Here is a 25121-nt window from a genome sequence, read left to right on the forward strand (position 1 = left end):
CATGCCCAGCCAAGCTGCCATCCTCGACGCCCACTACATGGCCCGCGCGCTGGAGCTGGCGCGCAAGGGCCTGTACACCACCCACCCGAACCCGCGCGTAGGCTGCGTGATCGTGCGCGATGGCGAGGTGGTCGGCGAAGGCTGGCATGTACGCGCCGGCGAGCCGCATGCCGAAGTGCATGCGCTGCGCCAGGCCGGTGAGCGTGCCCGTGGCGCCTGTGCCTATGTCACCCTCGAGCCGTGCAGCCATCACGGCCGCACGCCGCCGTGCGCCGAAGCGCTGGTCAAGGCAGGCGTGGCACGGGTGGTAGCCGCCATGCAGGACCCCAACCCGCAAGTGGCGGGGCAGGGCCTGCGGCGCCTGGCCGAGGCCGGTATCGAAGTGGCCAGCGGCGTGCTCGAGGCCGAGGCCCGCGCACTCAACCCCGGTTTCCTCAAACGCATGGAACATGGCCTGCCGTTCGTTCGCGCCAAGCTGGCCATGAGCCTGGATGGCCGCACCGCCATGGCCAGTGGCGAAAGCCAGTGGATCACCGGCCCGGCCGCCCGTTCGGCGGTGCAGCGCCTGCGCGCCCGCTCCAGCGTGGTACTGACCAGCGCCACCAGCGTGTTGGCCGACAACGCGCGGATGACCGTGCGCGGCGCCGAGCTGGGCCTGGATGCCGAAACCGCCGCCCTGGCACTCAGCCGCACACCGTTGCGCGTGCTGATCGATGGCCGCCTGCGCCTGCCGCTGGATGCACCGTTTTTCCAGGCTGGCCCGGTGCTGGTGGTGACCGCTGTCGCAGATGACCCGCGCTATGCCGCTGCCGGCCACGAACTGCTCAGCTTGCCGGGTGACAATGGCCAGGTAGACCTGTCGGCGTTGCTGCAGGCCCTGGCGGCCCGCAGCATCAACGAAGTCCTGCTGGAAGCCGGTGCCGGCCTGGTCGGCGCCTTCGCCCGGCAAGGCCTGATCGACGAGTACCAACTGTTCGTCGCCGGCACTTTCCTTGGTTCCCAGGCTCGTCCGCTGTTGGACTGGCCACTGGACAAGATGAGCGAAGCGCCGCGGCTGAAAATTACTGAAATGCGCGCAGTGGGCGATGACTGGCGGGTCACGGCCATCCCCCTGCCGGCACCCCGCGTATAATGCCTGGCTTGCCCTGCGCAAAACGTTTTTGAGGAAGACCCCATGTTCACCGGCATCATCGAATCCATCGGCACCATCCGCAGCCTGACCCCCAAGGGTGGCGACGTGCGCGTATACGTCGAAACCGGCAAGCTCGACCTGGGTGACGTCAAGCTCGGCGACAGCATCGCCGTCAACGGCGTGTGCTTGACCGCCGTCGAACTGCCGGGCGACGGCTTCTGGGCCGACGTCAGCGTCGAAACCCTCAAGCGCACCGCCTTCATCGACCTCAAGAGCGGCAGCAAGGTCAACCTGGAAAAAGCCCTGACTCCCACGACCCGGCTGGGCGGGCACCTGGTCAGCGGCCACGTCGACGGGGTCGGCGAAATCATCTCGCGCAGCGATAACGCCCGCGCCATCCAGTTCCGCGTGCGTGCACCGAAGGAGCTGGCCAAGTACATCGCCCACAAGGGTTCGATCACCGTCGACGGCACCAGCCTGACGGTCAACGAGGTCAATGGCGCCGAGTTCGAGCTGACCATTGTCCCGCACACCCTGTCCGAAACCATCATGGCCGACTACCGTGCAGGGCGTCGGGTAAACCTTGAGGTCGACCTGCTGGCCCGTTACCTGGAGCGTCTGCTGCTGGGTGACAAGGCCGCCGAACCGAGCAAGGGCAGTGGCATTACCGAAAGCTTCCTGGCCGCCAACGGCTTCTTGAAATCCTGATTGAGAAGGGGGTGCCGCGTGGCGCTCAACAGCATCGAAGAACTGGTCGAAGACATCCGCCAGGGCAAAATGGTCATCCTCATGGATGACGAAGATCGCGAAAACGAAGGCGACATCATCATGGCAGCCGAGTGCTGCCTGCCCGAGCATATCAATTTCATGGCCAAGCACGCCCGTGGCCTGATCTGTATGCCGATGACCCGCGAGCGTTGCGAAACGCTGAAGCTGCCGCTGATGGCGCCGCGCAACGGCTCGGGCTTCGGCACCAAGTTCACCGTGTCGATCGAAGCCGCCGAAGGTGTCACCACCGGCATCTCCGCCGCTGACCGCGCACGCACCGTGCAGGCGGCGGCCGCCAAGGACGCCAAGGCCGAAGATATCGTCAGCCCTGGCCACATCTTCCCGCTGATGGCCCAGCCTGGCGGTACCCTGGCCCGTGCCGGCCACACCGAGGCCGCGTGCGACCTGGCGCGCATGGCCGGTTTCGAACCGAGCGGCGTGATCTGCGAAGTGATGAACGACGACGGCACCATGTCGCGGCGCGCCGAGCTGGAAGTGTTTGCCGCCGAGCACGGCCTGAAGATCGGCACCATCGCCGACCTGATCCACTACCGCATGATCCACGAGCGCACCGTGCAGCGCGTCTCCGAGCAACCGGTCGAGAGCGAGCTGGGTGAGTTCAACCTGGTCACCTACCGCGACGCGGTGGAAGGCGACGTGCACATGGCCTTGACCCTGGGCAAGATCTGCGCCGAAGAGCCGACCCTGGTCCGCGTACACAACATGGACCCGCTGCGCGACCTGCTGCTGGTCAAGCAACCGGGCCGCTGGAGCCTGCGCGCCGCCATGGCTGCCGTGGCCGAGGCCGGCAGCGGCGTGGTATTGCTGCTGGGGCACCCGCTGGACGGCGACGTGTTGCTGGCGCACATCCGCGAAAGCGCTGGCGATGCACCAGTCAAGGCACCGACCACCTACAGCACCGTGGGTGCAGGTTCGCAGATCCTGCGCGACCTCGGTGTGCGCAAGATGCGCCTGATGAGTTCGCCGATGAAGTTCAACGCGATATCCGGATTCGATCTGGAAGTTGTAGAATACGTGCCCTCCGAGTGACTTGAGGCGGCAGTGACGCCCTCCAGCTCGAGTCCATACCCCTGTCGAGGCCGCCAGCATGCGGCCTCGCTCTTGAAGATGAGAATATCGGAATGACCCTGAAGACCATCGAAGGTACCTTCATCGCCCCCAAAGGTCGCTATGCTTTGGTGGTTGGCCGCTTCAACAGCTTCGTCGTCGAAAGCCTGGTAAGCGGTGCCGTTGATGCCCTGGTACGCCACGGTGTCAGCGAAAGCGACATCACCATCATCCGTGCCCCGGGTGCATTCGAAATCCCGCTGGTGGCACAGAAGGTCGCCCAGCAAGGCGCCTACGACGCGATCATCGCCCTGGGCGCCGTGATCCGTGGTGGTACCCCGCACTTCGAATACGTGGCGGGCGAATGCACCAAGGGCCTGGCCCAGGTGTCCATGGAGTTCGGTGTTCCGGTGGCCTTCGGCGTACTGACCGTCGACTCCATCGAGCAGGCCATCGAGCGTTCCGGCACCAAGGCCGGCAACAAAGGTGCTGAAGCTGCCCTGTCCGCTCTGGAAATGGTCAGCCTGCTGGCGCAGTTGGAGGCCAAGTGATTAGCGACGAAAGCGATCGTTTCAACCCGCGCGATCCAAAACCTGCGGATGCCGGCAAGCCATCGAAGAGTGCCAAGCGCCGCGAAGCCCGCAAGCTCGCGACCCAGGCACTGTACCAGTGGCACATGGCGCAGCATTCGCTGAACGAGATCGAAGCGCAGTTCCGGGTCGATAACGATTTCTCCGATGTCGACGGCGCTTATTTCCGCGAGATCCTGCATGGGGTCCCGGCGATCAAGAGCGAAATCGACAGCGCCCTGAAGCCATGCCTGGACCTGGCGCTGGAAGAGCTCGACCCGGTCGAGCTGGCCGTGCTGCGTCTGTCTACCTGGGAGTTCATCAAACGCGTCGACGTACCGTACCGCGTGGTGATCAACGAAGGTGTCGAGCTGGCCAAGGTCTTCGGTGCCACCGATGGCCACAAGTTCGTCAACGGTGTGCTGGACAAGCTGGCCCCGAACCTGCGCGAAGCAGAAGTCAAGGCGAACAAGCGCTGATCCTGGCGCTTGCGGACCATGGGTGAGTTCGAGCTGATCAGCCATTACTTCGCCGCCGCGCCCTGTGCGCAAGGCGGTGAAGGCGTGGCTCTTGGCATTGGTGACGACTGCGCCTTGCTGGGCCTTCCTGCCGGCGAGCAACTGGCGGTGTCCACCGACACCCTGGTTGCCGGGGTGCATTTTCCGGCTCTGTGCGACCCTTGGTTGCTCGGCCAGCGCTCGCTGGCCGTGGCGGCCAGCGACCTGGCTGCCATGGGCGCCACCCCCATCGGCTTCACCCTTGCCCTGACCTTGCCCGAGGTCAGCGCCGACTGGCTGCAAGCCTACGCCAGCGGCCTCAACCGCATGGCCGGCCACTGCCAGCTAAGCCTTATCGGTGGCGACACCACTCGCGGCCCCCTGAGTATCACCATGACCGTGTTCGGCCGGGTTCCGGTGGGGCAGGCGTTGCGCCGTGATGGCGCTCGCCCGGGCGACCTGCTTTGCGTCGGGGGCGAGTTGGGTAACGCGGCAGGGGCTTTGCCGCTGGTGCTGGGCCAGCGCCAGGCCGATGCCGCGCTGGCGCAACCGTTGCTCGACCATTACTGGTCGCCGTCGCCGCAGTTCGCCCTGGGCCAGTTGCTGCGCGGGCGTGCAACTTCGGCACTGGATATTTCCGACGGCCTGCTGGCCGACTGCGGGCATATCGCCAAGGGCTCCCGCGTGGCGCTCGAAGTGAACCTGGAGCAGGTGCCGGTGTCATCCGCCCTGCAGGGCTTGCTCGGCGCCGAGGCGGCCGTACACGCGGCGCTGACCGGTGGCGATGACTACGTGCTGGCGTTCACCTTGCCGCCAGCCGAGCTTTCATCCCTGCAGGCACAAGGCCTGGCGGCATTCCACGTCATCGGGCGGGTGCTCGAAGGGCAGGGTGTGAGCCTGCGCGACCGGCAGGGCCAGGACATCACCCCGCGGCAACGCGGCTATCAACATTTTAGGGAGACACCGTGACCGATCACCCCAACCAGGTGCCTGCGGAGTTTGTTCCGCCTTCGGTCTGGCGCAACCCGTGGCACTTCATCGCCTTCGGTTTCGGTTCTGGCACCTTGCCAAAGGCGCCGGGCACCTGGGGCTCGCTGGTGGCCATACCGTTCATCCCGCTGTGGCAGATGCTGCCCGACTGGGGCTACTGGCTGTTGCTGGGCGTGAGCATGCTGTTCGGCTTCTGGCTATGCGGTAAGGTCGCCAATGACTTGCGCGTGCACGACCATGAAGGCATTGTCTGGGACGAGATCGTCGGCATGTGGATAACCCTCTGGCTGGTGCCGGAAGGCTGGCAGTGGCTGCTGGCGGGGTTCCTGATGTTCCGCTTCTTCGACATTCTCAAGCCGTGGCCGATCCGCTGGGTCGACCGCCATGTGCATGGGGGTGTTGGCATCATGCTCGACGATATCCTGGCTGGCGTGTTTGCCTGGCTGGGGATGCAGGTTCTGGTTTGGGCGGTTGCCTGATACAGGGAGCGTGTGAATGGCCATGAGGACCGTGCTGCTGGCAATGCTGCTGAGCCTTGCCCCGTGGGCGGCGGCTGCCGAGGGTGTGCCGAAACAGATCCACCTGGTCAGCGAAGAGTGGCTCGACTACACCAACGCCGACGGTACCGGGGTAGCCTGGGACGTGCTCCGCAAGGTGTTCGAGCCGGCCGGGGTCAAGGTAGTGACCCAGAGCGCGCCCTACAGCCGCGCGGTCGGGTTGGTGAAGCGTGGCGAGGCTGACGCCTGGGTAGGCTCGTACAAGGAAGAGAACGACGACAACCTGTACCCGCGCTGGCACTTCGACATGGACCACATCTACGCGCTAGGGTTGGTCAGCAAGCCAGTGCCTACTCGGCAGACCATAGGCCGCTACCGCTTGGCCTGGGTGCGTGGCTACGACTTCGGTAGCTATCTGCCCGATGTGCATGACTTCCGCGAAGTCCAGCGCCGCGAAGGTATCCTGCCGATGCTCGAGCATGACCGCGTGGACTTCTACATCGATGCGCTGACCGAGATCGACTACGTGCTCGGCCAGACCTCTCAGCCCGAGCGCTTCCGCCGCACCCATGTGGCCGAACTGCCGCTGTACCTGGCCTTTGCCCGCAGCGACCAGGCCAGGGCCCTGCGCGATCTGTTCGACAAGCGCATGGCCGAGCTGGTGCGCAGTGGTGAGCTGAAGCCGATCTTCGAGCACTGGCAGCAGCCGTATCCGTTCAGCCCGGATAGCAAACCGCATTGAGACGCAGAGCACCAAGGCCTGTGCGGTCCCTGTGGGAGCGGGTTTACCCGCGAACACCGGCGAAGCCGGTGCCAGGCACCGCGTTACCTTCTTCGCGGGTAAACCCGCTCCCACAGAAGCCCGCGTAGGGGGCAGGGTTGATCGATGGCCTAATAAGCATCGAACTTTTCGATCTTACCCCACGATATTCAGCCAGCCCACATCCCCCAACCTGCTGATACAATCGGCCCACGAGAAATTTAAACTTATTCCAGGAGCACAACGTGCCCGTCGTCTTTGTTGCCGCCTCTAAACTCCCGACTCCCTTCGCGACCTTCACCATGCATGGCTTCCTCGACGAAGCCACTGGCCGTGAGCACGTGGTGCTCAGCCTGGGTGACATCGCGGACGGCCAGCCGGTGCTGGGGCGCCTGCACTCCGAGTGCCTGACCGGCGATGCCCTGTTCAGCCAGCGCTGCGACTGCGGCTCGCAGCTGGAAGCCGCGCTGCAGGCCATCGCCCGTGAAGGCCGTGGCGTGCTGCTGTACCTGCGCCAGGAAGGCCGTGGCATCGGCCTGCTGAACAAGATTCGCGCTTATGAGTTGCAGGACGGTGGCGCCGATACCGTCGAGGCCAACGAGCGCCTGGGCTTCGCCGCCGACCAGCGCGACTACGCCATGTGCCTGCCGATGCTGGAGCACCTGGGCGTGAAGTCGTTGCGCCTGATGACCAACAACCCGCGCAAGGTCAAAGCCCTGACCGACATGAACATCGTCGTCGCCGAGCGCGTACCGCTGCACACCGGGCACAACCCGCACAACCGCTACTACCTGGCAACCAAGGCCGGCAAGCTGGGGCACATGCTGGGTAACGAGCACCAGGGCGAGGTGCCTCAGGCGTGACCCGCGCCGAGGTCAAGCGGCGCCTGGCGCTGGCCTGGTGGCAATACCTGGCGGTGGGCCTGGTGCCGCTGCCAGTGATGGCCTGGGCCTTCGGTGGCGGTGATGCGCTGGCCTCGGTGCTGGCCATGCCACTGTTCATTGCCGGCGCGGCGACCATGTTCCTCAGCCTGCCGCGCTTCGGTGCCTACAAGCGCGCCCTCATCGCCACTTCCAAGGTGCTCGGCACTGGAGAAGAGCCCGCCGCCTGGATCGAGCTGGCGCGGGTGCGGCGCGTGGCCATGCTGTATGCCTGCTTGCCGGCCTGGGTCGCCGCCTTATCGGTGCTGGTCGGCCTCGAGGCAGTGCCGCAGATCCTGCTGGCGTTGTCCACCGCAGTGGTGCTGTACCTCTATCGCATTCCACGCCAGCTCGGCTGATGCGCCTGCTGCCCGGCCTGCTGGTACTGTTCGCCTGTTCCGCACTGGCCGCCGAACCCCTGCGGGTGGTCAGCCTGGCCCCGTCGATGAGCGAGATCATGCTCGAACTGCAGGCCGATGACCTGCTGGTCGGTGTGCTCGACGGTGGCGAACGGCCGGCGGCGCTGCGCGAGTTGCCCTCGGTGGGGCGCCAGGGGCAACTGGACCTCGAACGCCTGCTCAGCCTGCGCCCCGACCTGCTGCTGCTGTGGCCGGGCAGCGTGCCGCCGGCCCAACGCGACCAGCTCAAGCGCCTGGGTATCGCAACGTACAGCGCAGAACCCCATGATATCGACCAGCTGATCGAGCAGATCGAAGCCATCGCCGAACGAATCGGCCGTGCCGAACAGGGCCATCGGTATGCCCAGGCCCTGCGTGACCGACTGCGGCAGCTGCGCCAGCAGTATCGACGGGACGAGCCCTTGCAGGTGTTCTACCAGGTCTGGGACCGACCGCTGTATACGCTCGGTGGCCGGCAGGTGGTCAGCGATGCCCTGGCCGTTTGCGGCGCGCGTAATGTCTTCGCCGATCTCACCCAGGCGGCGCCGCAGGTAAATGTGGAGTCTGTGCTGCTGCGCAACCCGCAGGTCATTCTGGCGGGTGATCAGGCGCAGCTGGCGGGTTGGAAGGCCTGGCCACAACTGCGTGCAGTTGCCGATGATCGTTTACTGGTGGTGCCAGACAAGGGCCTGGAGCGGCCTAGTGGGCAGATGATCGAAGCTACGGCGCGTTTGTGTGCGTTGCTCGAGGCTAACGCGCCGGCGTCCAAGTAAGCTTTTGCGAGGGCTGCGCCCTCGATCGCGACGCAAGGCCGCTCCCACAGGGACTGCGCAAGGCTTGGTGGCTTGCACGACCTTTGTGGGAGCGGCCTTGTGTCGCGAAAGGGCCGCAAAGCGGCCCCCAAGGGATTACAACCCGAGCCTGGCCATCCGAGCCGTCACCGAAGCCTCGATCCCAGCCGCATCCAGCCCGCACTCAGCCAGCATCTGCGCCGGCTTGGCATGCTCGACATAGATGTCCGGCAACCCAAGGTGCAGCAGCGGTTTCACGATCGCCTGGCTGGCCAGGAACTCACCCACAGCCGCACCGGCACCGCCCATGATGGCGTTTTCTTCGATGGTTACCAGCAGCTCATGGCTTGCAGCCAGCTCCAGCACCAGCGCCTCGTCCAGCGGTTTGACGAAACGCATGTCCACAACGGTAGCGTTGATCTGCTCGGCCACCTGCATGGCCTCGGCCAGTTGCACGCCGAACACCAGCAAAGCGACTTTCTCGCCCTGGCGACGGACCACGCCCTTGCCGATTTCCAGCGGCTCCAGGTCACCGCTGATCGGCGCGTTCGGGCCGGTGCCACGCGGGTAGCGCACAGCCGCCGGGCCGTTGTACAGGTGGCCGGTGCTGAGCATCTTGCGCAGTTCGTTTTCGTCGCTTGGGGTCATCACCAGCATGCCCGGGATGCAGCGCAGGTACGACAGGTCGTAGCTGCCCGCGTGGGTCGGGCCGTCTTCGCCGACCAGGCCGGCGCGGTCGATGGCGAACAGCACGTCAAGATTCTGTACCGCCACGTCGTGAATCAGCTGGTCGTAGGCGCGCTGCAGGAAGGTGGAGTAGATCGCCACCACCGGCTTGCTGCCCTCGCAGGCCATGCCGGCCGCCAGGGTCACGGCATGTTGCTCGGCAATCGCCACGTCGAAGTAACGCTCCGGGTAGCGTTCGCTGAACTCGACCAGGTCGGAGCCTTCCTTCATCGCCGGGGTGATGCCCACCAGGCGGTTGTCGGCGGCAGCCATGTCGCACAGCCACTGGCCGAACACCGCGGAGTATTTTGGGCCGCTGGCTTTCTTCGGTGCGGCGGGTTTGTCGGCCGGCTCCAGCTTGGTGATGGCGTGGTAGCCGATAGGGTCGATCTCGGCCGGGGCGAAGCCCTTGCCCTTCTTGGTCACCACGTGCAGGAACTGCGGGCCCTTGAGGTCACGCATATTCCGCAGGGTGGCGATCATGGTCGGCAGGTCGTGGCCGTCGATCGGGCCGATGTAGTTCCAGCCCAGTTCTTCGAACAGCGTGCCCGGCACCAGCATGCCCTTGGCGTACTCCTCGGTGCGGCGGGCGATTTCCCAGGCGCCTGGCAGGCGCGACAGCACTTTCTTGCTGCCTTCGCGCATGCTCGCGTAGGTGCGGCTGGAGAGGATCTTGGCCAGGTAGTTGGACAGGCCGCCGACATTGCGCGAAATCGACATGTCGTTGTCGTTGAGGATCACCAGCATGTCGGCGTTGACTTCCTGGGCGTGGTTCAACGCCTCGAAGGCCATGCCGGCGGTCAGCGCGCCGTCACCGATCACCGCGATCGACTTGCGGTCGCTGTTCTGCAGGCGGGCGGCAATGGCCATGCCCAGTGCGGCGCTGATCGAGGTGCTGGAGTGGCCGACGCCGAAGGTGTCGTACTCGCTCTCGCTGCGGCGCGGGAAGGCGGCGATGCCGCCCTTCTGGCGCAGGCTGAGCATGCGGTTACGGCGCCCGGTGAGGATCTTGTGCGGGTAGGCCTGGTGCCCCACGTCCCACACCAGCCGGTCGTCGGGGGTGTCGAAGACATAGTGCAGGGCGATGGTCAGCTCGATGACGCCCAGGCCGGCACCAAAATGCCCACCGGTCTGACCCACGGTGTAGAGCAGTTCCTGGCGCAGTTCGTCGGCCAGGGTCTCCAGGTCGGCTTCGGCCAGCCGGCGCAGGCCGGCAGGCGTGTCAGCGCGGTCGAGCAACGGCGTGACCGGGCGTTCGCGGGGGATCTCTTGAAACGTCGTGGGCATCAGGCGAGTCGTTATAGGTGTGTGAAGACGCGGCAGTTTACCCCATTGTAGGAAATACTGCCCATTCAGACGGGTGTCGCATGGGGCTGCTGTGCAGCCCTTCGCGGGCAAGCCCGCTCCCACAGGTGCAGCGCTGTCCTGTAGGAGCGGGCTTGCCCGCGAAGGGCCGCACAGCGGCCCCAGTCAAATCAGTTGCGGCGTTCGACGATGTAACGCGCCAACGCCCGCAGCGGTTCGGCCTTTTCGCCAAACCCTTGCAGTGCGACCAGCGCCTGGTCGCGCAGTTCGATCGCATAGGCCTTGGCCGCTTCCAGGCCCAGCAGCGCCGGGTAGGTCGGCTTGTCACGGGCGATATCGGCCCCCTGGCGTTTGCCCAGGGTCGCAGTGTCGCTTTCCACGTCAAGGATGTCGTCCTGCACCTGGAACGCCAGGCCGATCGCCTGTGCATAGGTCTGCAAGGCATCCAGTTGCGCCTGTTCGGCGCGGGCGCTGGCCAGGGCGCCGAGGCGCACGCTGGCTTCGATCAGCGCGCCGGTCTTGTGCCGGTGCATGAACTCCAGCGCCTGCTGGTCCAGCTTCAGGCCAACCGAGCCCAGGTCGATGGCCTGGCCACCGACCATGCCTGCCGGGCCGGCAGCCTTGGCCAGGGCCTGGACCATGGCCAGGCGAATGTTGTCATCCTGCGGGCTCAGACGCGGGTCGAGCAAGGCGCTGAAGGCCAGACTCTGCAAACCGTCGCCGGCGAGGATCGCGCAGGCTTCATCGAAGGCTTTGTGGGTGGTCGGCTGGCCGCGGCGCAGGTCGTCGTCATCCATGGCCGGCAGGTCGTCATGCACCAGCGAGTACGCGTGGATCAGTTCCACCGCACAGGCTGCGCCGTTGGCCTGTTCGGCCGGGGCGCCCAATGCTTCGCAGGCCGCGTAAGCCAGCAGCGGACGAACGCGTTTGCCACCGTTCATCACGCTGTAGCGCATGGCGGCGTAAAGGCGTTCGAGTTCCTTGGTCGGGGCGACGAACAACGGTTCGAGGGCGGCATCGACTCGCGCCTGGCAGCTGGCCTGGTAGGTGCCGATCATGCTTCCGGCTCCGCGTCGAAGGGCTGGGCCGCCAGTTCGCCATCGCGTTCCAGCAGGATCTGCACCTTCTGTTCGGCCTGGGCCAGGGCACCCTGGCAATCGCGGGTCAGGGCGATGCCTTGCTCGAAGGCGGCCAGCGACTCTTCCAGCGACAACTCGCCGTTCTCCAGGCGCTCGACCAGTGCTTGCAGGTCTGCGAGGGATTGCTCGAAATCGAGGGAGGCTTTTTTGCGGGCCATGGCGACTGTCTCGGTGGCATTCAGAACGGCGCGACACTAGCAGAGCGGGGCGGGGGGAGCAAACTTCCGGCAGCCTGAGGTTGCACTTGCCGGCCTCTTCGCGGGTAAACCCGCTCCCACAGGTACTGCACCGGTTCCGAGTCTGCGCGGTCCCTGTGGGAGCGGGTTTACCCGCGAATGGGCCGCAAAGCGGCCCCGTGCGGTGGATCAGGCTGGCTCTGCTTCCAGCTCCAGCATGGCCTCACGGTACCGCGCCAGTTCCTCGATGGTCAGCACCGGCAGATTGTATTGCCGCGCATACACCGCCACCTGCTCGCCACGGGCCATCGTGCCATCGGGGTTCATCAGTTCGCACAGCACTGCCGCCGGGCGCAACCCGGCCAGGCGTGCCAGGTCCACCGAGCCTTCGGTGTGGCCACGGCGGGTCAGCACCCCACCATTGCGGGCGCGCAGCGGGAATACATGCCCCGGGCTGACGATATGGCGCTGGTCCGCAGTAGAGCGCAATGCCGCGCCAATGGTGGTGATGCGGTCCTGGGCGGACACCCCGGTGGTGATGCCTTCCGCCGCCTCGATGGTGACGGTGAAGCCGGTGCCATGGCGTGCCTGGTTGTTCTGCACCATGGGTGCCAGTTGCAGTTCGTCGACGGTGGCCTCGTCCAGGCACAGGCAGACGATGCCGCTGCAATCGCGAATCATCATGGCCATGGTCTGCAGCGAGATGTTCTCGGCGGCGGCGATGATGTCCGCTTCGTCCTCGCGGTCGTCGTCGTCGAGCAGCAGCACAGGGCGCCCGGCCCGGAAGGCGGCGATGGCGGCGCTGACATTGGGGAATTGCGGGTGGTGCTTGGTGGACATGAAACGCTCCTCGTGAATGATCGATGAACGTCTCGGGGCGAACAAAATGCGCGCGCAGGGACGCCCGGATGGCCCCTGCCTGACGCCTTCTTTCATCCGGACTATGACCGTCGGCTCTGGAGTCTCACCAGATCTGCTGACCCCCGACATGGCCGGGGCGCTCGCGGGCTCATCTTTCGATTTACCGCCGGTGGGGACTTTCACCCCGCCCTGAAGACCCGCCAAGCATACAGCACATTGCCATCTCGCTGGCAACCCACGGCTCTACGACCTTTGGCGGTATCATTCGGCTATGCATTCGAGGAACAACCCCATGGACATTCTCCAGGTCGCCGGCGGCAAGCCGGTCAAGTTGTGGACCGACGGCGTACCGGTGGAAGACGACGCCCGCAAGCAACTGCTCAACACGGCCAGGATGCCGTTCATCTTCAAGCACCTGGCTGTGATGCCGGACGTGCATCTGGGCAAAGGCTCGACCATCGGCAGTGTGATCCCCACGGTTGGCGCGATCATTCCCGCCGCGGTGGGTGTGGATATCGGCTGCGGAATGATCGCCGCGCGCACGTCGCTGCACGCCCGTGACTTGCCGGACAACCTGCATGGCCTGCGCAATGCCATCGAGCACGCCGTGCCGCATGGCAAGACCTTCGGCAAACGTGACCAGGGCGCCTGGGCCGATGTGCCGGCCAAGGCGGACAAGGCCTGGGGGCCGTTGGCCGGGCGCTTCAAGGCCATCACCGACAAGTACCCGCGCCTGGAGAAGACCAATAACCGCCATCACCTGGGGACGCTGGGCGGCGGCAACCACTTCATCGAGGTGTGCCTGGACGAGGCCGACCGCGTCTGGTTCATGCTGCACAGCGGCTCCCGGGGCGTGGGCAATGCCATCGGCAACCTGTTCATCGAACTGGCCCAGGCCGACATGCGCCAGCACCTGGCCAATTTGCCGGACAAGGACCTGGCGTATTTCGAGGAAGGCAGCCGCCATTTCGCCGACTACGTTGAAGCGGTGGAGTGGGCGCAGGACTACGCCAGGCAGAACCGCGAGCTGATGATGCTGGCGGTGGTCGGTGCGGCTCGCAAGGCGCTCGGCAAACCGTTCGAGGCCAGCCTGGAAGCGGTGAACTGCCACCATAACTATGTGCAGCGCGAGCAGCATTTTGGCCGAGAGGTGCTGGTGACGCGCAAGGGGGCGGTGTCGGCGCAGAAAGGGCAGTTGGGCATCATTCCCGGCTCGATGGGGGCCAAGAGCTTCATCGTGCGAGGGCTGGGCAACGAGGAATCGTTCTGTTCCTGCAGCCATGGTGCCGGCCGGGTGATGAGCCGGACCAAGGCCAAGAGCCGCTTCACCGTGGAAGACCAGCGGCGGGCCACGGCGCATGTGGAATGCCGCAAGGACAAGGAGGTGATCGACGAGATCCCCATGGCCTACAAGGACATCGATGCGGTGATGCGCGCGCAGCAGGACTTGGTGGAGGTGGTGCACACCTTGCGGCAGGTGGTGTGTGTGAAGGGCTGACGGGTTTACCGAGATATCCCTTCATTCGAGCCGCGGTATGACTTCTGATAATCAGATTTTTTCCGTTGCGCGTAGGCCATTTCTGAAATAGCTTCCTGGCGCCCCAATGGCATGCCATTGCGCGCGCTTGAGGGTGGCTGCGTACGGGAGGTTTTCGAACCTGCCGGTTTCGTTCTCTGCCGGTCTTGCAGACCTGTACGTGGCCGCCACCCATCACACTGCAAGTAATGAGTGGCGGTTCTAGCCAATCAACTGAGAACCTCACCATGCTTAAGATTGTCCCCGATCCACCCCACGATATTCATTCCCTTGAAGACACCCTGATCCGGGCCACGGACTACGCGCTGTGCGCGGCGACCGTTGTGCATCAGGCCATGCTGCTGCCCGCTCAGCCTCGGACTTTGCACTGAGGCTTGAGTGATGTGTTGTCTGGGTCGGCCTTTTCGCGGGTAAACCCGCTCCTACAACGATCGGTGGTCCATGTAGGAGCGGGTTTACCCGCGAAAGGGCCCGTCCAGGCAGTCGAGAATTCTCAGGGGATTCAAAAATGACCACAGAAGACACCCAATTCACTGTCGGCAAGACCACGTTCTACCAAGGCGAACATGGCACCCACCCACTGTTTCGCATCGAGCCCGGCATTCTGTGCAGAGACGCCCGCGAGCAGTCCTCAGAGTTGATGGGCTATGTCCGAGAACTGACCATCACCGGCCTGATGGATGATGCCGAGCTGGGCATGGGACAGTGATGAGCGTTCGCCGTGGCAGTTTCAACGCCTGTCGGTATACACCTGTTGGCCTGCTTGATTAGAGTGGCGCCTGAGGTGATACAGGCCAGTCAAGCCTTTCGACAAGCGAGGTGCAGGTGAGCGTTGATATCGAGTGTGTGGTGGTCGGGGCCGGCGTGGTCGGCCTGGCGGTGGCGCGCGCCTTGGCCCAGGCTGGCCATGAAGTGCTGGTGGTGGAGGCGGGCGAGGGCATTGGCGTCGGGGTCAGCTCGCGCAACTCCGAGGTGATCCACGCCGGCCTGTATTACCCCGACGGCAGCCTGAAGGCGCAGTTGTGTGTCGAGGGCAAGCAACGCCTGTATGCCTATTGCGACAGTCGGGGCGTTGAATACCAACGCCTCGGCAAACTGATCGTCGCCACCGATGCGGCCCAGGTCGAAGGCTTGCAGCGCCTGCTGGAGCAGGGCCGGCGCAATGGTGTCGATGACCTGCAATGGCTCGACGCCGACCAGGCGCGTGAGTTGGAGCCGGCGCTGTCATGTGTCGCCGCGCTGTGGTCGCCGTCCACCGGCATCATCGACTCCCACGGTTTGATGCTCGCCCTGCTGGGTGACGCCGAGGCCGCAGGCGCCACCTTGGTACTGCATACCCCACTGCTTGCCGCGCGGGTGATCGAGGCCGGTTTCAGCCTGGACATGGGCGGTGCCGAGCCGATGAGCCTGACCTGCCAGCGGCTGGTCAACTGCGCCGGGTTATCGGCAGTTGAAGTCGCTGGGCACATCACCGGCCTCGATCCGGCCCATGTGCCCAAGGCCTATCTATGCAAAGGCAGCTATTTCAGCCTGAGCGGTCGCGCGCCATTTCGGCACCTGGTGTACCCCGCACCGGAGCACGCCGGCCTGGGCGTGCACATGACCCTCGACCTGGGCGGCCAGGCGCGCTTCGGCCCGGATGTGGAGTGGGTGGAAAATATCGACTACCCGGTAGACCCCCGACGCGGCGACAGCTTCTACGCTGCAGTACGGCGCTATTGGCCCAACCTGCCAGACGCCAGCCTGCAACCGGCCTACAGCGGCATCCGCCCGAAGATCAGCGGCCCGCAGGACCCGGCGGCAGACTTCGTCATCAGTACGCCCGCCGAGCATGGTGTGCCGGGGTTGGTGAACCTGTTTGGCATCGAGTCACCGGGTTTGACCAGTTGCCTGGCATTGGCGGATCGCGTGCTGCGTACCCTGCGTGGCAACTGAAGGCAGTGCCGAGCTGCCTTCAGTCTTTATGCATGTGCTGCTTGCCATCGCGATGAGTATGGGCCTTTGAATGCCCCTCATCATGCTGGCTTGCGCCCGAGGCCTGCTCACCATGGTGGCCAGGCACGTTGCCGCGGTGCTGGCCTTCATGGTTGTGCATTTCACTTTCGCCACCACCATGCTGGTGGCCGCCACTGGCCGCGACCATCGTTTTGTACTGCTGGGCGTTCAACTGGGGTAGCTGATCCAGGAAGGCGACGATGCCCCAGATGTATTCATCGCCCATGCTCTTGCCCCAGGCCGGCATGCCGGAGGCCTTGATGCCGTGCTTGATGATCCAGAACGCCGCAGCGGGGTCGCTACCGATCCCGCTTATGGTCAGGTTGGGGGGTGATGGATACAGAGCCTGGCTGAGCTCGGTCTTCTCGACGCCAGGGGCAAGGTGGCAACCGATGCACATGGCATTGTAGTTACCGGCGCCGGTACGAATCAGCGCTTCATCTTTCAGGTCTGGCACCTCGATGTCCCTGGCCCGTACTGCGATCGAGCGGTCGCGTGCCATGGCCAGAAAGGCATGCACGGCGGGGAAATGGGGATCATCGGCTCCCACATTGACCAGGCCGGAGTACGCAGCACCCAGCACGGCCACGCTGGCCACTGCGCCTGCTGCAACAAGCGTTGTTATTGTTCTTTTCATGTCTGGTTCTCAAAACCACATGCGGATACCGGCCACGAAACGCGCTTCATCCACATCACCACCGTCGTCGCGGACGAAATCGGCGGTTTTGCCGTAGGAGCGGCTCCAGGTGATGCCGATGTAGGGGGCGAACTGGCGGACAATTTCATAGCGCAGGCGCAGCCCGACTTCGGTATTTGCCAGGCCGGAACCCACACCGCGCCCAGGGTCGTTCTTGCCATAGAAATTGGCTTCAGCGGTCGGCTGCAGGATCAGGCGGTTGGTCAGCAGAATGTCGTAGTCGCCTTCCAGGCGAGCGGCAGTCTGGCCGTTCTCGCCAATGAACGCGGTGGCTTCGGCTTCGAAGTCGTAGAGCGCCATGCCCTGGATACCGAACGCCGCCCAGGTCTGGGGAGATTCAGGCTTGAAGTCCTGGCGCACCCCGGCAACCAAATCCCACCATGGGTTGATCGCGCGGCCGTACAGCAGCTGCAATTCGGCATCCTCGGTGACACCGTTGGTGCGTTCACCTTCGGAGCGGATCCACAGCCGGTTGATATCGCCGCCTACCCAGCCAGAAGCATCCCAGGCCAGCGTGCTGCCTTCATTCGCATCTTGGTACTCGAGCTGATCCAGCAGGAAGAAGCTGTTGATAGCACTGTCGTGCATCTGATGCCCACCCAATGGGGGGAAGGCTGCCTGGCGGTCGGCGTCGGTCAGGACCGGGATCGGGGTACGGCTTGTTGTCGGTGTATCCGCCGAGCCTTGGTTCATTGTCGAATGGTCCATAGCCTCATGATTCATAGCTCCATGATTCATCGCGCCATGGTCCATGCCCTGCATGCTGCCATGATCCATCTCGCCGTGGTCCATCATCGAATGGTCCATTTCTTCAGCGGCGAAGCTGGGCGCAGCGCCCAGCGCCCCCAGCGTAACGGTCAGTGCCAGCAGCGATGGTCGTGCCAGGCTATTGAGCATCTTTCCCTGCCTTGGCTTTGTTACTGCCATGGGATTCCATCATCTTGCCGTGGTCCATGCCCTGCATCGAACCATGGTCCATACCCTTCATGGCGTCATGGTTCATACCTTTCATCGAGCTGTGATCCATCCCTTTCATGGCGCCATGGTCCATGCCCTTCATCGCACCATGGTCCATGCCTTGGGCACTCCTGGCTTCCTTGGCATCGGCAGACTGCTGATCGTTGCCGTCGGACCAGGATGCCGGGGCATAAACTGCAAACAGGCCGGCTATCGCAGCAGAGAGAAAAAACGCGCTTCGTTTCATTGGTTTGCTCATCTCGGATCTCCAGTTCATTCGTCCACGCGGACTTCGCGGAACATGCCCATTTCCATGTGGAACAGCAGGTGACAGTGATAGGCCCAACGCCCCAAGGCATCTGCCGTGACGCGATAGCTTCGTTTTGAGCCAGGCGGCATGTCGATCGTGTGTTTGCGCACCATGAAGTTGCCGTTCTCATCCTCCAGGTCGCTCCACATGCCATGCAGGTGGATGGGGTGAGTCATCATGGTGTCGTTGACCAGGGTGATGCGCAGGCGCTCGCCATACTTGAGGCGCAGTGGCTCGGCATCGGAAAACTTGATGCCGTCGAAGGACCACGCGAACTTTTCCATGTGGCCGGTTAGGTGCAACTCGATTGTGCGACCAGGCGCGCGGCCGTCCGGGTCCGGGAAGGTGCTGCGCAGGTCGGCATAGGTCAGCACACGGCGGCCGTTGTCACGCAGGCCGATGCCCGGATCGCCCAGTTTTGGCGTCGGGGTCATCGTTTGCATGTCGACCAGGGGGTTGTTGGTCTCGGACTCTGGGTGGCTCTGCATGGGCGCGCTGGTGCCAGCCATTTCGCCATGGTCCATGCCGGCCATGCTGCCATGGTCCATGCTGCCGTGGTCCATGCCAGCCATGTCACCGTCGTCCATGCCGGCCATGCTGCCGTGATCCATGCCGCCCATACCGCCATGGTCCATGCCCATATCGCTCATGGAAATGGTCGGCCGTGGATCGACAGCGGGAACAGGGGCCTGCAAGCCCTCGCGAACCGCCAGGGTGCCCCTGGAATACCCGGTACGGTCCATGGATTGGGCGAAAATGGTGTAAGCCTGCTCGCTTTCGGGTTCGACGATGACATCGTAGGTTTCGGCAACGGCAATGCGGAACTCGTCGACCGCAACGGGTTTGACATGCTGCCCATCCGCCGCGACAACCGTCATCTTCAGGCCGGGAATTCGCACATCGAAATACGTCATGGCCGAGCCGTTGATGAAGCGCAGGCGGATTTTCTCGCCCGGCTTGAACACGCCCGTCCAGTTACCGTCGGGGGCCTGGCCGTTCATCAGGTAGGTGTAGGTGTAGCCGCTCACGTCAGCGAGATCGGTGGGGCTCATTTTCATCTCGGCCCACATCTTGCGGTCGGCTACCGCGGCGGACCAGCCCATTTCGCTCACATCGTTGACGAAATCGCCCACCGTGCGCTTGTGGTAGTTGTAGTAGTCGGACTGCTTCTTGAGCTTGGACAGCACCCGTGCAGGGTCTTCATCCGTCCAGTCGCTGAGCATGACCACGTAGTCCCGGTCATAGGTGAACGGCTCAGGCTCTTTCGCGTCGATGACCAGGGCGCCATACACCCCGACCTGCTCCTGGAAACCGGAGTGGCTGTGGTACCAGTAGGTGCCGTTCTGCTGGACCTTGAACTTGTACTCATACATGCCGTCGGGGGCGATGCCATGGAAGCTCAGGCCCGGCACGCCGTCCATGTTCGCCGGCAGGATGATGCCGTGCCAATGGATGGAGGTGTCCTGCTGCAAGCGGTTGCGCACACGCAGCGTGACGGTATCGCCTTCGCGCCAGCGCAGGATGGGCCCGGGAATGGAGCCGTTGATGGCCATCGCTGTGCGCGCAGCGCCGGTAATGTTGACCGGCAGCTCACCGATGTAGAGATCGAAGTCGGTGCCGCTCAGCACACTCGGTTGGCCCGGGCTGGTCACGGCCCAGACCGGCGCGCGCCACATGCCAAGCCCGCCAAGCAGTCCGGTAGCGGCAAGGCCTTTGACGAAGGAGCGTCTGGTGGTTTTGCTTTGCATGCCGTTGCGTCCAGTCAGTCGTGAAGTCGCTGGCATTCAGCGGTTGAATGCCCAGCCCGTGGGACGAGAGGCCCACAATCATCATTCACGCTAGCGGACCTGCGCTGTCATCTGGCTGAGCTTCAGATTACTTTTTTGTCAGCTTCTGACTGGATGTACTGGCGAACCCTATGGTCTGGCTGCAACGCCAGTGTCCGGGAAGCCTGCAACAGTCTGCAAAGGGTGGGAGTGGCTTTTACTCGGGCATTAAAAAGCCGGCTTGTGGCCGGCTTCTCGGGGACGCTTCCGACTAATTTATGGTAAGCCGCAATCGCCTTAACTGTGTGGCCATCAAGGGCCTGAAAGAGATGGCAGATGCCCGTGTGGGATATCGCCGAGCCCTCTGGACCGCGGCTTGCGCCGGTCGGGGCTGAATGTGCGGCGTAGCATACAAGGGCGCGCGCAGGATGCCCAGCAAAAAATGGCACAGGTTGTTTCAGTCGGGCCGTTGCTGGCGGAAATGCGACCAGTGGAACACCCAGCCCAGGACCTTCAGCCCTTGTGTCTGGCGCTGGGCGGCGGTGTAGCGTTCGACCGCATAGTTGCGCCGATCATGGCTGTGCAGGTACAGCGTGCCGTGCTGGCCGAGGCTGAGGTTGTTAACCCTGAGCACGCCGTTGTGCAGCAGGGCATAGGTTTCGCCCTCGACCACCTGGGTCATGCCCAGGTCGATGGCCAGGGTAGCTTGCAGCGGAATCAGCGGGGTCATGTTGCTGGCGGGCATGGCCAGGCAGATGGCGTCGTCGGCATGCACTCCCAACCCTTTCAGGGCTTTTGCGGGCAGGCACAGGTGTTTGCCGGCCACGGGCGACAGCAGGCCGTTGTGCAACTCGTAAAAGGGCACCTTCAATGTACGGCCGCCTTGCGCCGATAGCGGCGTGCGCGGGTTGGCGGGCGCCGGCTCCGGTGGGCAGGTGCGCAGGATCGGGTTGTGGTGTTTGGGGCCTTCGCCCGTGCGCAACCAGCGACGATGCACGCAGAACAGGTCCGCCATTTCGTCCAGCCGGGCCAGGGGCACGCCGCGCTTGAGCCAGTTGTTGACGTGCTGGGGCGTGACGCTGCGCTGGGCGGCGAAATCGGAAGAGGTCAGGCCACATTCGTGGAGGAGGGCTTTGAGTCTGTCACCGGATGTGTTCATGGCGGCGAGTGTAGCGGCGGGATGCCAGCAAGGATATGAACCGGATGTTGATGGGGCTTGTGTGAAAAGCGCCTGTTTGTAGGGCGTTGGAGTAGGACTGCGTAGGATTTTTTACTCTCCCAGGCAAGTGCGCGGTTCCTGTGGGAGCGGGCGTGCCCGCGAAGAGGCCAACGCGGTGGCTGGCACCGGCTGCGCCGGTGTTCGCGGGCACGCCCGCTCCCACAGGGATCGCGCCGGCATCTAGAATTTGAGCAAGACAGTTGTTCCCACAAAAGTGCTGCGCAGGCAGGTCATCCAGTGCCAGGGCGACCAGCCATCCATCAGGCATAAAAAAACCCCGCCGAGGCGGGGTTCTTCATGCAACCGGCATCAGCCCTTGTAGGCAGCAACCGATTTGGTGATCGCGGCGCGGGCGGCGTCAGCGCCTTCCCAGCCTTCGATCTTGACCCACTTGCCCTTCTCGAGATCTTTGTAGTTGGCAAAGAAGTGCTCGATCTGCTGGATCAGCAGGGCTGGCAGGTCGGTGTATTCCTTCACGTCGACATACAGCTGCGACAGCTTGTCGTGAGGAACAGCGATGACCTTGGCGTCGCCGCCGCCGTCGTCGGTCATGTTCAGCACGCCGACCGGACGGGCGCGGATAACCGAACCTGGGGCTACCGGGTAAGGGGTAACGACCAGCACGTCCAGCGGATCACCGTCATCGGCCAGGGTGTTCGGGATGAAGCCGTAGTTGGCTGGGTAGAACATCGGGGTAGCCATGAAACGGTCGACGAACAGGGTATCGCTGTCCTTGTCGATCTCGTATTTGATCGGCGCATGGTTGGCCGGGATCTCGATGGCGACGTAGATGTCGTTCGGCAGGTCTTTGCCCGCCGGAATCTTGCTGTAGCTCATTGGGCAGTGCCCCCGTGTTTGACCAAAAAAGTGGCGGCGATTATAGGCACATTCTGCATGGGCATGCCACGCCTGGCCTGATGTGCGGCCCCGTCAGGCGTGGCTTTCGCGGTATTCCGGGTGTTCGGCCTGCAGCCGGCACAGGCGCGCCAGCGGGTCTTGGCGGTAGAACAGCGACAACTGGCGGTAGACCTGTGGATAAGCCTGTTGCAGCAGGTCGGGAGCACTAAAGAAGTACTCGCTGGTTACGGCAAAGAATTCTGCGGGGTTCTCTGCGGCATATGGATCGATGGCGGTTTCGGCGTCGGGGTTGGCGTCCAGCTGGCGGTTGAGGTCGTCATAGGCCTGTTGCATGGCGGTTGCCCATTCATCCACGGGCATGCCGCTGTGCAGCGGCGGCAGGCCGTTGGCATCACCATTGAGCATGTCGAGCTTGTGCGCCAGTTCATGGATGACCAGGTTGTAGGCCTCCCAGCCACCACTGGCCAGCACGCCGCTCCAGGCGAGGATGATCGGGCCCTGCTGCCAGGCTTCGCCGCTGTGCTCACCGTCCCACACGTGCTCCACGCCACTGGCATCGCGGTGGCGCTGGGGGCTCTTGAAATCGTCTGGGTAGAGGATGATTTCGTGGAAACCCTGGTACCAGTTCAGCTCGCCCAGGTGCAGCAGCGGCAATTGCGCCTGGGCCGCCAGCAACAGGCGCTGCTCGTCATCCGGCTCGACGCCGGGCAGGCAGGTGAGGTGCTTGTCGAGCAGGAACAGGATGCAGGCTTCACGCAGCCAGCGATCCTCTTCGTCAGTGATGCCGTCCAGCATTGGCAGGCGCTCGCGCACGGCCTGCCATTGCTGGGGGGGGATGGGATAGCGCGCCAGGGTGCGCTTGCGCCGCCAGGCGCTGAACGACCACATCGGCAAGTTTCAGTGCGCTTTGGCCGTGCGGCCCAGACGGCCACGCAGCAGGCCGAGGATCATCGGTACCAGCGACAGGATGATGATGCCCACCACCATCAGCGACAGGTGCTGTTTGATGAATGGCACGTTGCCGAAGAAGTAGCCCAGTGTCACCAGGCCGCCGACCCACAGTAGCGAACCGGCGACGCTGAAACCGAGGAAGCGCGGGTAGTGCATGTGGGCGATGCCGGCGACGAACGGCGCAAAGGTGCGCAGGATGGGCAGGAAGCGCGCCATGGTCACGGTCTTGCCGCCGTGGCGTTCATAGAAGTCGTGGGTACGCTGCAGGTAGTCGCGACGGAAGATCTTCGAGTTGGGGTTGTTGAACAACCGCTCGCCCGTCGTGCGGCCGATCACATAGTTGGTGCTGTCGCCGAGGATCGCGGCGGCCATCAGCAGGCCGGCCAGCAGCAACGGGTCCATGCCGCCACCGGCGGCCACGGCGCCGGCAATGAACAGCAGCGAATCGCCAGGCAGGAAGGGCATGACCACCAGCCCGGTTTCACAGAAGATCACGGTGAAGAGGATGGCGTAGATCCAGGGACCGTAGTTGGTGACCAGCAGATCGAGGTAGGCATCGAGATGCAGGATAAGGTCCAGCGGGTTGAAATCCATGTACAGCACCTGTGTTCTTGGGCGTAGGCTCGGTTACCTGCGGATGGGTAAATTTTCACACACGACAGGTGGGCCATTATACGGCTAAGTCAGGATCATGCCCGGGGAGTTTGTAGCGGGGGGTTACGGCAGGGGTACTCCTGTACCGGCCTCTTCGCGGGTAAACCCGCTCCCACAGGTACAGCACCGACTTCAGATGTGCCGCTATGCCTGTGGGAGCGGGTTTACCCGCGAAAAGGCCGGTGCAGGTCAATCCTGGCTGATCGGCAGGATATAGCTCTTGAACTCGTTATCCTCACGAAACCCGATGGATTCGTAAGTCTTGTGCGCTACCTCATTGTCCGCACTGGTCGACACCCGCATGCGCACGGCGTTGGTTTCCTTGGCCATTTTCTTCGCCTCGCGCATCAGGTGGTCGGCCACCAGCATGCGCCGCGAGTCCTCGGCCACGTAGATATCGTTGAGAATCCATACCCGCTTCAGCGACAGCGACGAGTAGCTCGGGTACAGCTGGCAGAAGCCCAGCAGCTTGCCGTCATCATCATCGGGTAGCGCCAGGTAGATCACCGACTCATCCCGCTTCAGGCGCTTTTCCAGGAAGCTGCGCGAACTGTCGGGGTAGGGTAGCTGCCCATAGAACTCGCGGTATTTGACGAACATCGGCGTAAGCAGATCGAGGTGTTCCAGGGTTGCCTTGATGATGCGCATGTGCGGCCCTCAGAGTCCATTAGGGGAAACAGCGGATTGCCAGCAGCTTTCAAAGGCATGCTGCCCAATGCTTGGCGCAAGTGCAATCCGCCTTCCGTGACATGTTTTTTATCCTTTGCCGAGCAGGAAGTTACCTTTCTGGCCGGTGCTGTTTTCGCTCTCCAGGCTATGGACCTCGGCCTCGTCCTTCAGATTCACCCCGGAAAGCTGGCGCCGGCAGGCTTCGCGCATCAAGTACAGCAAGCGGTGCGCCGCCATGCCATAACTCAGGCCTTCCAGGCGGATGTTGGAAATGCAGTTGCGGTAGGCATCGGTCAGGCCGACCTTTGGCGCATAGGTGAAGTACAGGCCAAGGCTGTCGGGCGAGCTGAGCCCCGGGCGTTCGCCGATCAGCATCACGGTCATCCGTGCGCCCAGCAGTTCACCGACCTCGTCGGCCACTGCCACGCGGCCCTGCTGCACCAGCACCACCGGGGCGCTGGTCCAGCCGTCGGCGGCGGCCTGTTCCTCGAAGCGCGCCAGGAACGGCAGGGTGTGGCGGTGCACGGCCAGTGCCGAGAGGCCGTCAGCGACGACGATGGCCAGGTCGACCCCGCCGGGGTTGGCCTGGGCATGCTGGCGCAGCGCGGCAACCGAATCTTCGTTCAGCCGTCGGCCCAGGTCCGGGCGTTGCAGGTACTGGTTGCGGTCGCTGGCGGCGCTGTGCAGCACCAGGCTTTCGCGCCCGCGGTCACTCAGCTGGGTAGCCAGGCCGGCATGGTCGAAGGCCAGGTGCACGGCGTCGCGGGCCTGGGCGTGGGCAAACTGGAAGTCCAGCTGCGCACCGGTCGGCAGGCTGGTGCCGGTCCGGCCCAGGGCAATGCGCGCCGGGGTCAGGTTGCGCAGGGCCAGCCAGGGGTTTTCGGGGGTAGGCGTGCGGTGGTCCATGGTCA

General features: G+C 63.9%; 27 protein-coding genes, 1 pseudogene and 1 riboswitch. Of the genes and pseudogenes, 14 read left to right on the forward strand and 14 right to left on the reverse strand.

The genetic code is table 11. The annotated features are described in order from the left end of the window. Position 1 precedes the first annotated feature (1 nt). From ribD to QN085_RS02825, 11 genes are all read left to right on the forward strand, one after another. Complete coding sequence (ribD, locus tag QN085_RS02775; RefSeq protein ID WP_041506282.1) at positions 2–1132, forward strand: bifunctional diaminohydroxyphosphoribosylaminopyrimidine deaminase/5-amino-6-(5-phosphoribosylamino)uracil reductase RibD; 1131 nt, start codon at positions 2–4, stop codon at positions 1130–1132. 42 nt (positions 1133–1174) lie between these two features. Further along, complete coding sequence (locus tag QN085_RS02780) at positions 1175–1840, forward strand: riboflavin synthase (protein WP_003255399.1); 666 nt, start codon at positions 1175–1177, stop codon at positions 1838–1840. An 18-nt stretch (positions 1841–1858) separates the two neighbouring features. Further along, positions 1859–2950 (forward strand): bifunctional 3,4-dihydroxy-2-butanone-4-phosphate synthase/GTP cyclohydrolase II, encoded by a 1092-nt coding sequence (gene ribBA / locus QN085_RS02785; RefSeq protein WP_003259341.1) that lies wholly within the window; start codon positions 1859–1861, stop codon positions 2948–2950. A 92-nt stretch (positions 2951–3042) separates the two neighbouring features. Beyond that, positions 3043–3519 carry a 6,7-dimethyl-8-ribityllumazine synthase gene (gene ribH / locus QN085_RS02790; protein WP_003255395.1) on the forward strand — a complete coding sequence of 159 codons (477 nt, stop codon included), beginning with the start codon at positions 3043–3045 and terminating at the stop codon, positions 3517–3519. Continuing rightward, on the forward strand, positions 3516–4016 hold the full coding sequence (nusB, locus tag QN085_RS02795; protein WP_013970674.1) for a transcription antitermination factor NusB: 501 nt from the start codon (positions 3516–3518) through the stop codon (positions 4014–4016). Before ribH ends, nusB begins: the two co-directional genes overlap by 4 nt. Positions 4017–4034: 18 nt before the next feature. Continuing rightward, the gene (gene thiL, locus QN085_RS02800) at positions 4035–5003 is read left to right on the forward strand and encodes a thiamine-phosphate kinase (protein WP_015268776.1); all 969 of its coding nucleotides are present in this window, start codon (positions 4035–4037) and stop codon (positions 5001–5003) included. Continuing rightward, positions 5000–5503, forward strand: coding sequence for a phosphatidylglycerophosphatase A family protein (locus QN085_RS02805; protein ID WP_004376077.1), 504 nt, complete (start codon positions 5000–5002; stop codon positions 5501–5503). Before thiL ends, QN085_RS02805 begins: the two co-directional genes overlap by 4 nt. A gap of 16 nt (positions 5504–5519) precedes the next feature. After that, the gene (locus tag QN085_RS02810; RefSeq protein WP_023661957.1) at positions 5520–6263 is read left to right on the forward strand and encodes a substrate-binding periplasmic protein; all 744 of its coding nucleotides are present in this window, start codon (positions 5520–5522) and stop codon (positions 6261–6263) included. Between the two features lie 263 nt (positions 6264–6526). After that, positions 6527–7144, forward strand: coding sequence for a GTP cyclohydrolase II (gene ribA / locus QN085_RS02815; protein WP_003260612.1), 618 nt, complete (start codon positions 6527–6529; stop codon positions 7142–7144). After that, on the forward strand, positions 7141–7560 hold the full coding sequence (locus QN085_RS02820) for a hypothetical protein (protein ID WP_023661956.1): 420 nt from the start codon (positions 7141–7143) through the stop codon (positions 7558–7560). Before ribA ends, QN085_RS02820 begins: the two co-directional genes overlap by 4 nt. Continuing rightward, positions 7560–8372: a cobalamin-binding protein gene (locus QN085_RS02825; RefSeq protein ID WP_041506281.1), complete on the forward strand. Its 813-nt coding sequence runs from the start codon at positions 7560–7562 to the stop codon at positions 8370–8372. The genes QN085_RS02820 and QN085_RS02825 overlap by 1 nt, the downstream gene beginning before the upstream one ends. A gap of 135 nt (positions 8373–8507) precedes the next feature. Here the strand turns inward: QN085_RS02825 and dxs are convergent, their stop codons facing one another. From dxs to ribB, 4 genes are all read right to left on the reverse strand, one after another. After that, entirely contained in the window at positions 8508–10403 is a 1896-nt protein-coding gene (gene dxs / locus QN085_RS02830) for a 1-deoxy-D-xylulose-5-phosphate synthase (protein ID WP_013970680.1), read from the reverse strand. 188 nt (positions 10404–10591) lie between these two features. After that, positions 10592–11479 carry a (2E,6E)-farnesyl diphosphate synthase gene (gene ispA, locus QN085_RS02835; RefSeq protein ID WP_013970681.1) on the reverse strand — a complete coding sequence of 296 codons (888 nt, stop codon included), beginning with the start codon at positions 11477–11479 and terminating at the stop codon, positions 10592–10594. Then, complete coding sequence (locus tag QN085_RS02840; RefSeq protein ID WP_003255380.1) at positions 11476–11718, reverse strand: exodeoxyribonuclease VII small subunit; 243 nt, start codon at positions 11716–11718, stop codon at positions 11476–11478. The genes ispA and QN085_RS02840 overlap by 4 nt, the downstream gene beginning before the upstream one ends. Before the next feature lie 207 nt (positions 11719–11925). Continuing rightward, entirely contained in the window at positions 11926–12576 is a 651-nt protein-coding gene (ribB, locus tag QN085_RS02845) for a 3,4-dihydroxy-2-butanone-4-phosphate synthase (RefSeq protein ID WP_013970682.1), read from the reverse strand. An 80-nt stretch (positions 12577–12656) separates the two neighbouring features. Continuing rightward, a riboswitch (FMN riboswitch) is annotated at positions 12657–12798 on the reverse strand. A 91-nt stretch (positions 12799–12889) separates the two neighbouring features. Between ribB and QN085_RS02850 the strand changes: the two genes are divergently transcribed. From QN085_RS02850 to QN085_RS02860, 3 genes and pseudogenes are all read left to right on the forward strand, one after another. Further along, entirely contained in the window at positions 12890–14095 is a 1206-nt protein-coding gene (locus QN085_RS02850; protein ID WP_023661454.1) for an RtcB family protein, read from the forward strand. Between the two features lie 547 nt (positions 14096–14642). Continuing rightward, positions 14643–14819 (forward strand): annotated as a pseudogene (locus tag QN085_RS02855) (DUF3077 domain-containing protein); the annotation flags it as partial. Between the two features lie 140 nt (positions 14820–14959). Beyond that, the gene (locus QN085_RS02860; RefSeq protein ID WP_031324558.1) at positions 14960–16069 is read left to right on the forward strand and encodes an NAD(P)/FAD-dependent oxidoreductase; all 1110 of its coding nucleotides are present in this window, start codon (positions 14960–14962) and stop codon (positions 16067–16069) included. Positions 16070–16088: 19 nt separating this feature from the next. Here the strand turns inward: QN085_RS02860 and QN085_RS02865 are convergent, their stop codons facing one another. The 10 genes from QN085_RS02865 to eutC all read right to left on the reverse strand — a co-directional run bounded on the left by QN085_RS02865 (position 16089) and on the right by eutC (position 25116). After that, on the reverse strand, positions 16089–16766 hold the full coding sequence (locus QN085_RS02865; RefSeq protein WP_023661458.1) for a c-type cytochrome: 678 nt from the start codon (positions 16764–16766) through the stop codon (positions 16089–16091). A 9-nt stretch (positions 16767–16775) separates the two neighbouring features. Then, the gene (locus tag QN085_RS02870) at positions 16776–17723 is read right to left on the reverse strand and encodes a copper resistance protein B (protein WP_023661459.1); all 948 of its coding nucleotides are present in this window, start codon (positions 17721–17723) and stop codon (positions 16776–16778) included. Next, a complete protein-coding gene (locus tag QN085_RS02875) occupies positions 17713–18060 on the reverse strand; it encodes a hypothetical protein (RefSeq protein ID WP_031324559.1) in 348 nt (115 codons plus the stop codon). Before QN085_RS02875 ends, QN085_RS02870 begins: the two co-directional genes overlap by 11 nt. Continuing rightward, entirely contained in the window at positions 18057–19841 is a 1785-nt protein-coding gene (locus QN085_RS02880) for a copper resistance system multicopper oxidase (RefSeq protein ID WP_013970689.1), read from the reverse strand. Before QN085_RS02880 ends, QN085_RS02875 begins: the two co-directional genes overlap by 4 nt. 475 nt (positions 19842–20316) lie before the next feature. Next, the gene (locus tag QN085_RS02885) at positions 20317–21018 is read right to left on the reverse strand and encodes an XRE family transcriptional regulator (protein WP_023660927.1); all 702 of its coding nucleotides are present in this window, start codon (positions 21016–21018) and stop codon (positions 20317–20319) included. Positions 21019–21387: 369 nt separating this feature from the next. Next, positions 21388–21915 (reverse strand): inorganic diphosphatase, encoded by a 528-nt coding sequence (ppa, locus tag QN085_RS02890; RefSeq protein ID WP_003255365.1) that lies wholly within the window; start codon positions 21913–21915, stop codon positions 21388–21390. A gap of 93 nt (positions 21916–22008) precedes the next feature. Next, the gene (locus QN085_RS02895) at positions 22009–22824 is read right to left on the reverse strand and encodes a M90 family metallopeptidase (protein ID WP_023660929.1); all 816 of its coding nucleotides are present in this window, start codon (positions 22822–22824) and stop codon (positions 22009–22011) included. Positions 22825–22833: 9 nt separating this feature from the next. Continuing rightward, positions 22834–23481 (reverse strand): DedA family protein, encoded by a 648-nt coding sequence (locus QN085_RS02900; RefSeq protein WP_015268798.1) that lies wholly within the window; start codon positions 23479–23481, stop codon positions 22834–22836. Between the two features lie 249 nt (positions 23482–23730). After that, positions 23731–24189 (reverse strand): GNAT family N-acetyltransferase, encoded by a 459-nt coding sequence (locus tag QN085_RS02905; RefSeq protein WP_003257044.1) that lies wholly within the window; start codon positions 24187–24189, stop codon positions 23731–23733. 108 nt (positions 24190–24297) lie between these two features. Continuing rightward, entirely contained in the window at positions 24298–25116 is an 819-nt protein-coding gene (gene eutC, locus QN085_RS02910; protein ID WP_015268799.1) for an ethanolamine ammonia-lyase subunit EutC, read from the reverse strand. Positions 25117–25121: the final 5 nt, after the last annotated feature.

Origin of the sequence: Pseudomonas sp. M2(2023), assembly GCF_030263955.1 — a bacterium.
Classification (GTDB): Bacteria; Pseudomonadota; Gammaproteobacteria; order Pseudomonadales; family Pseudomonadaceae; genus Aquipseudomonas; species Aquipseudomonas asiatica.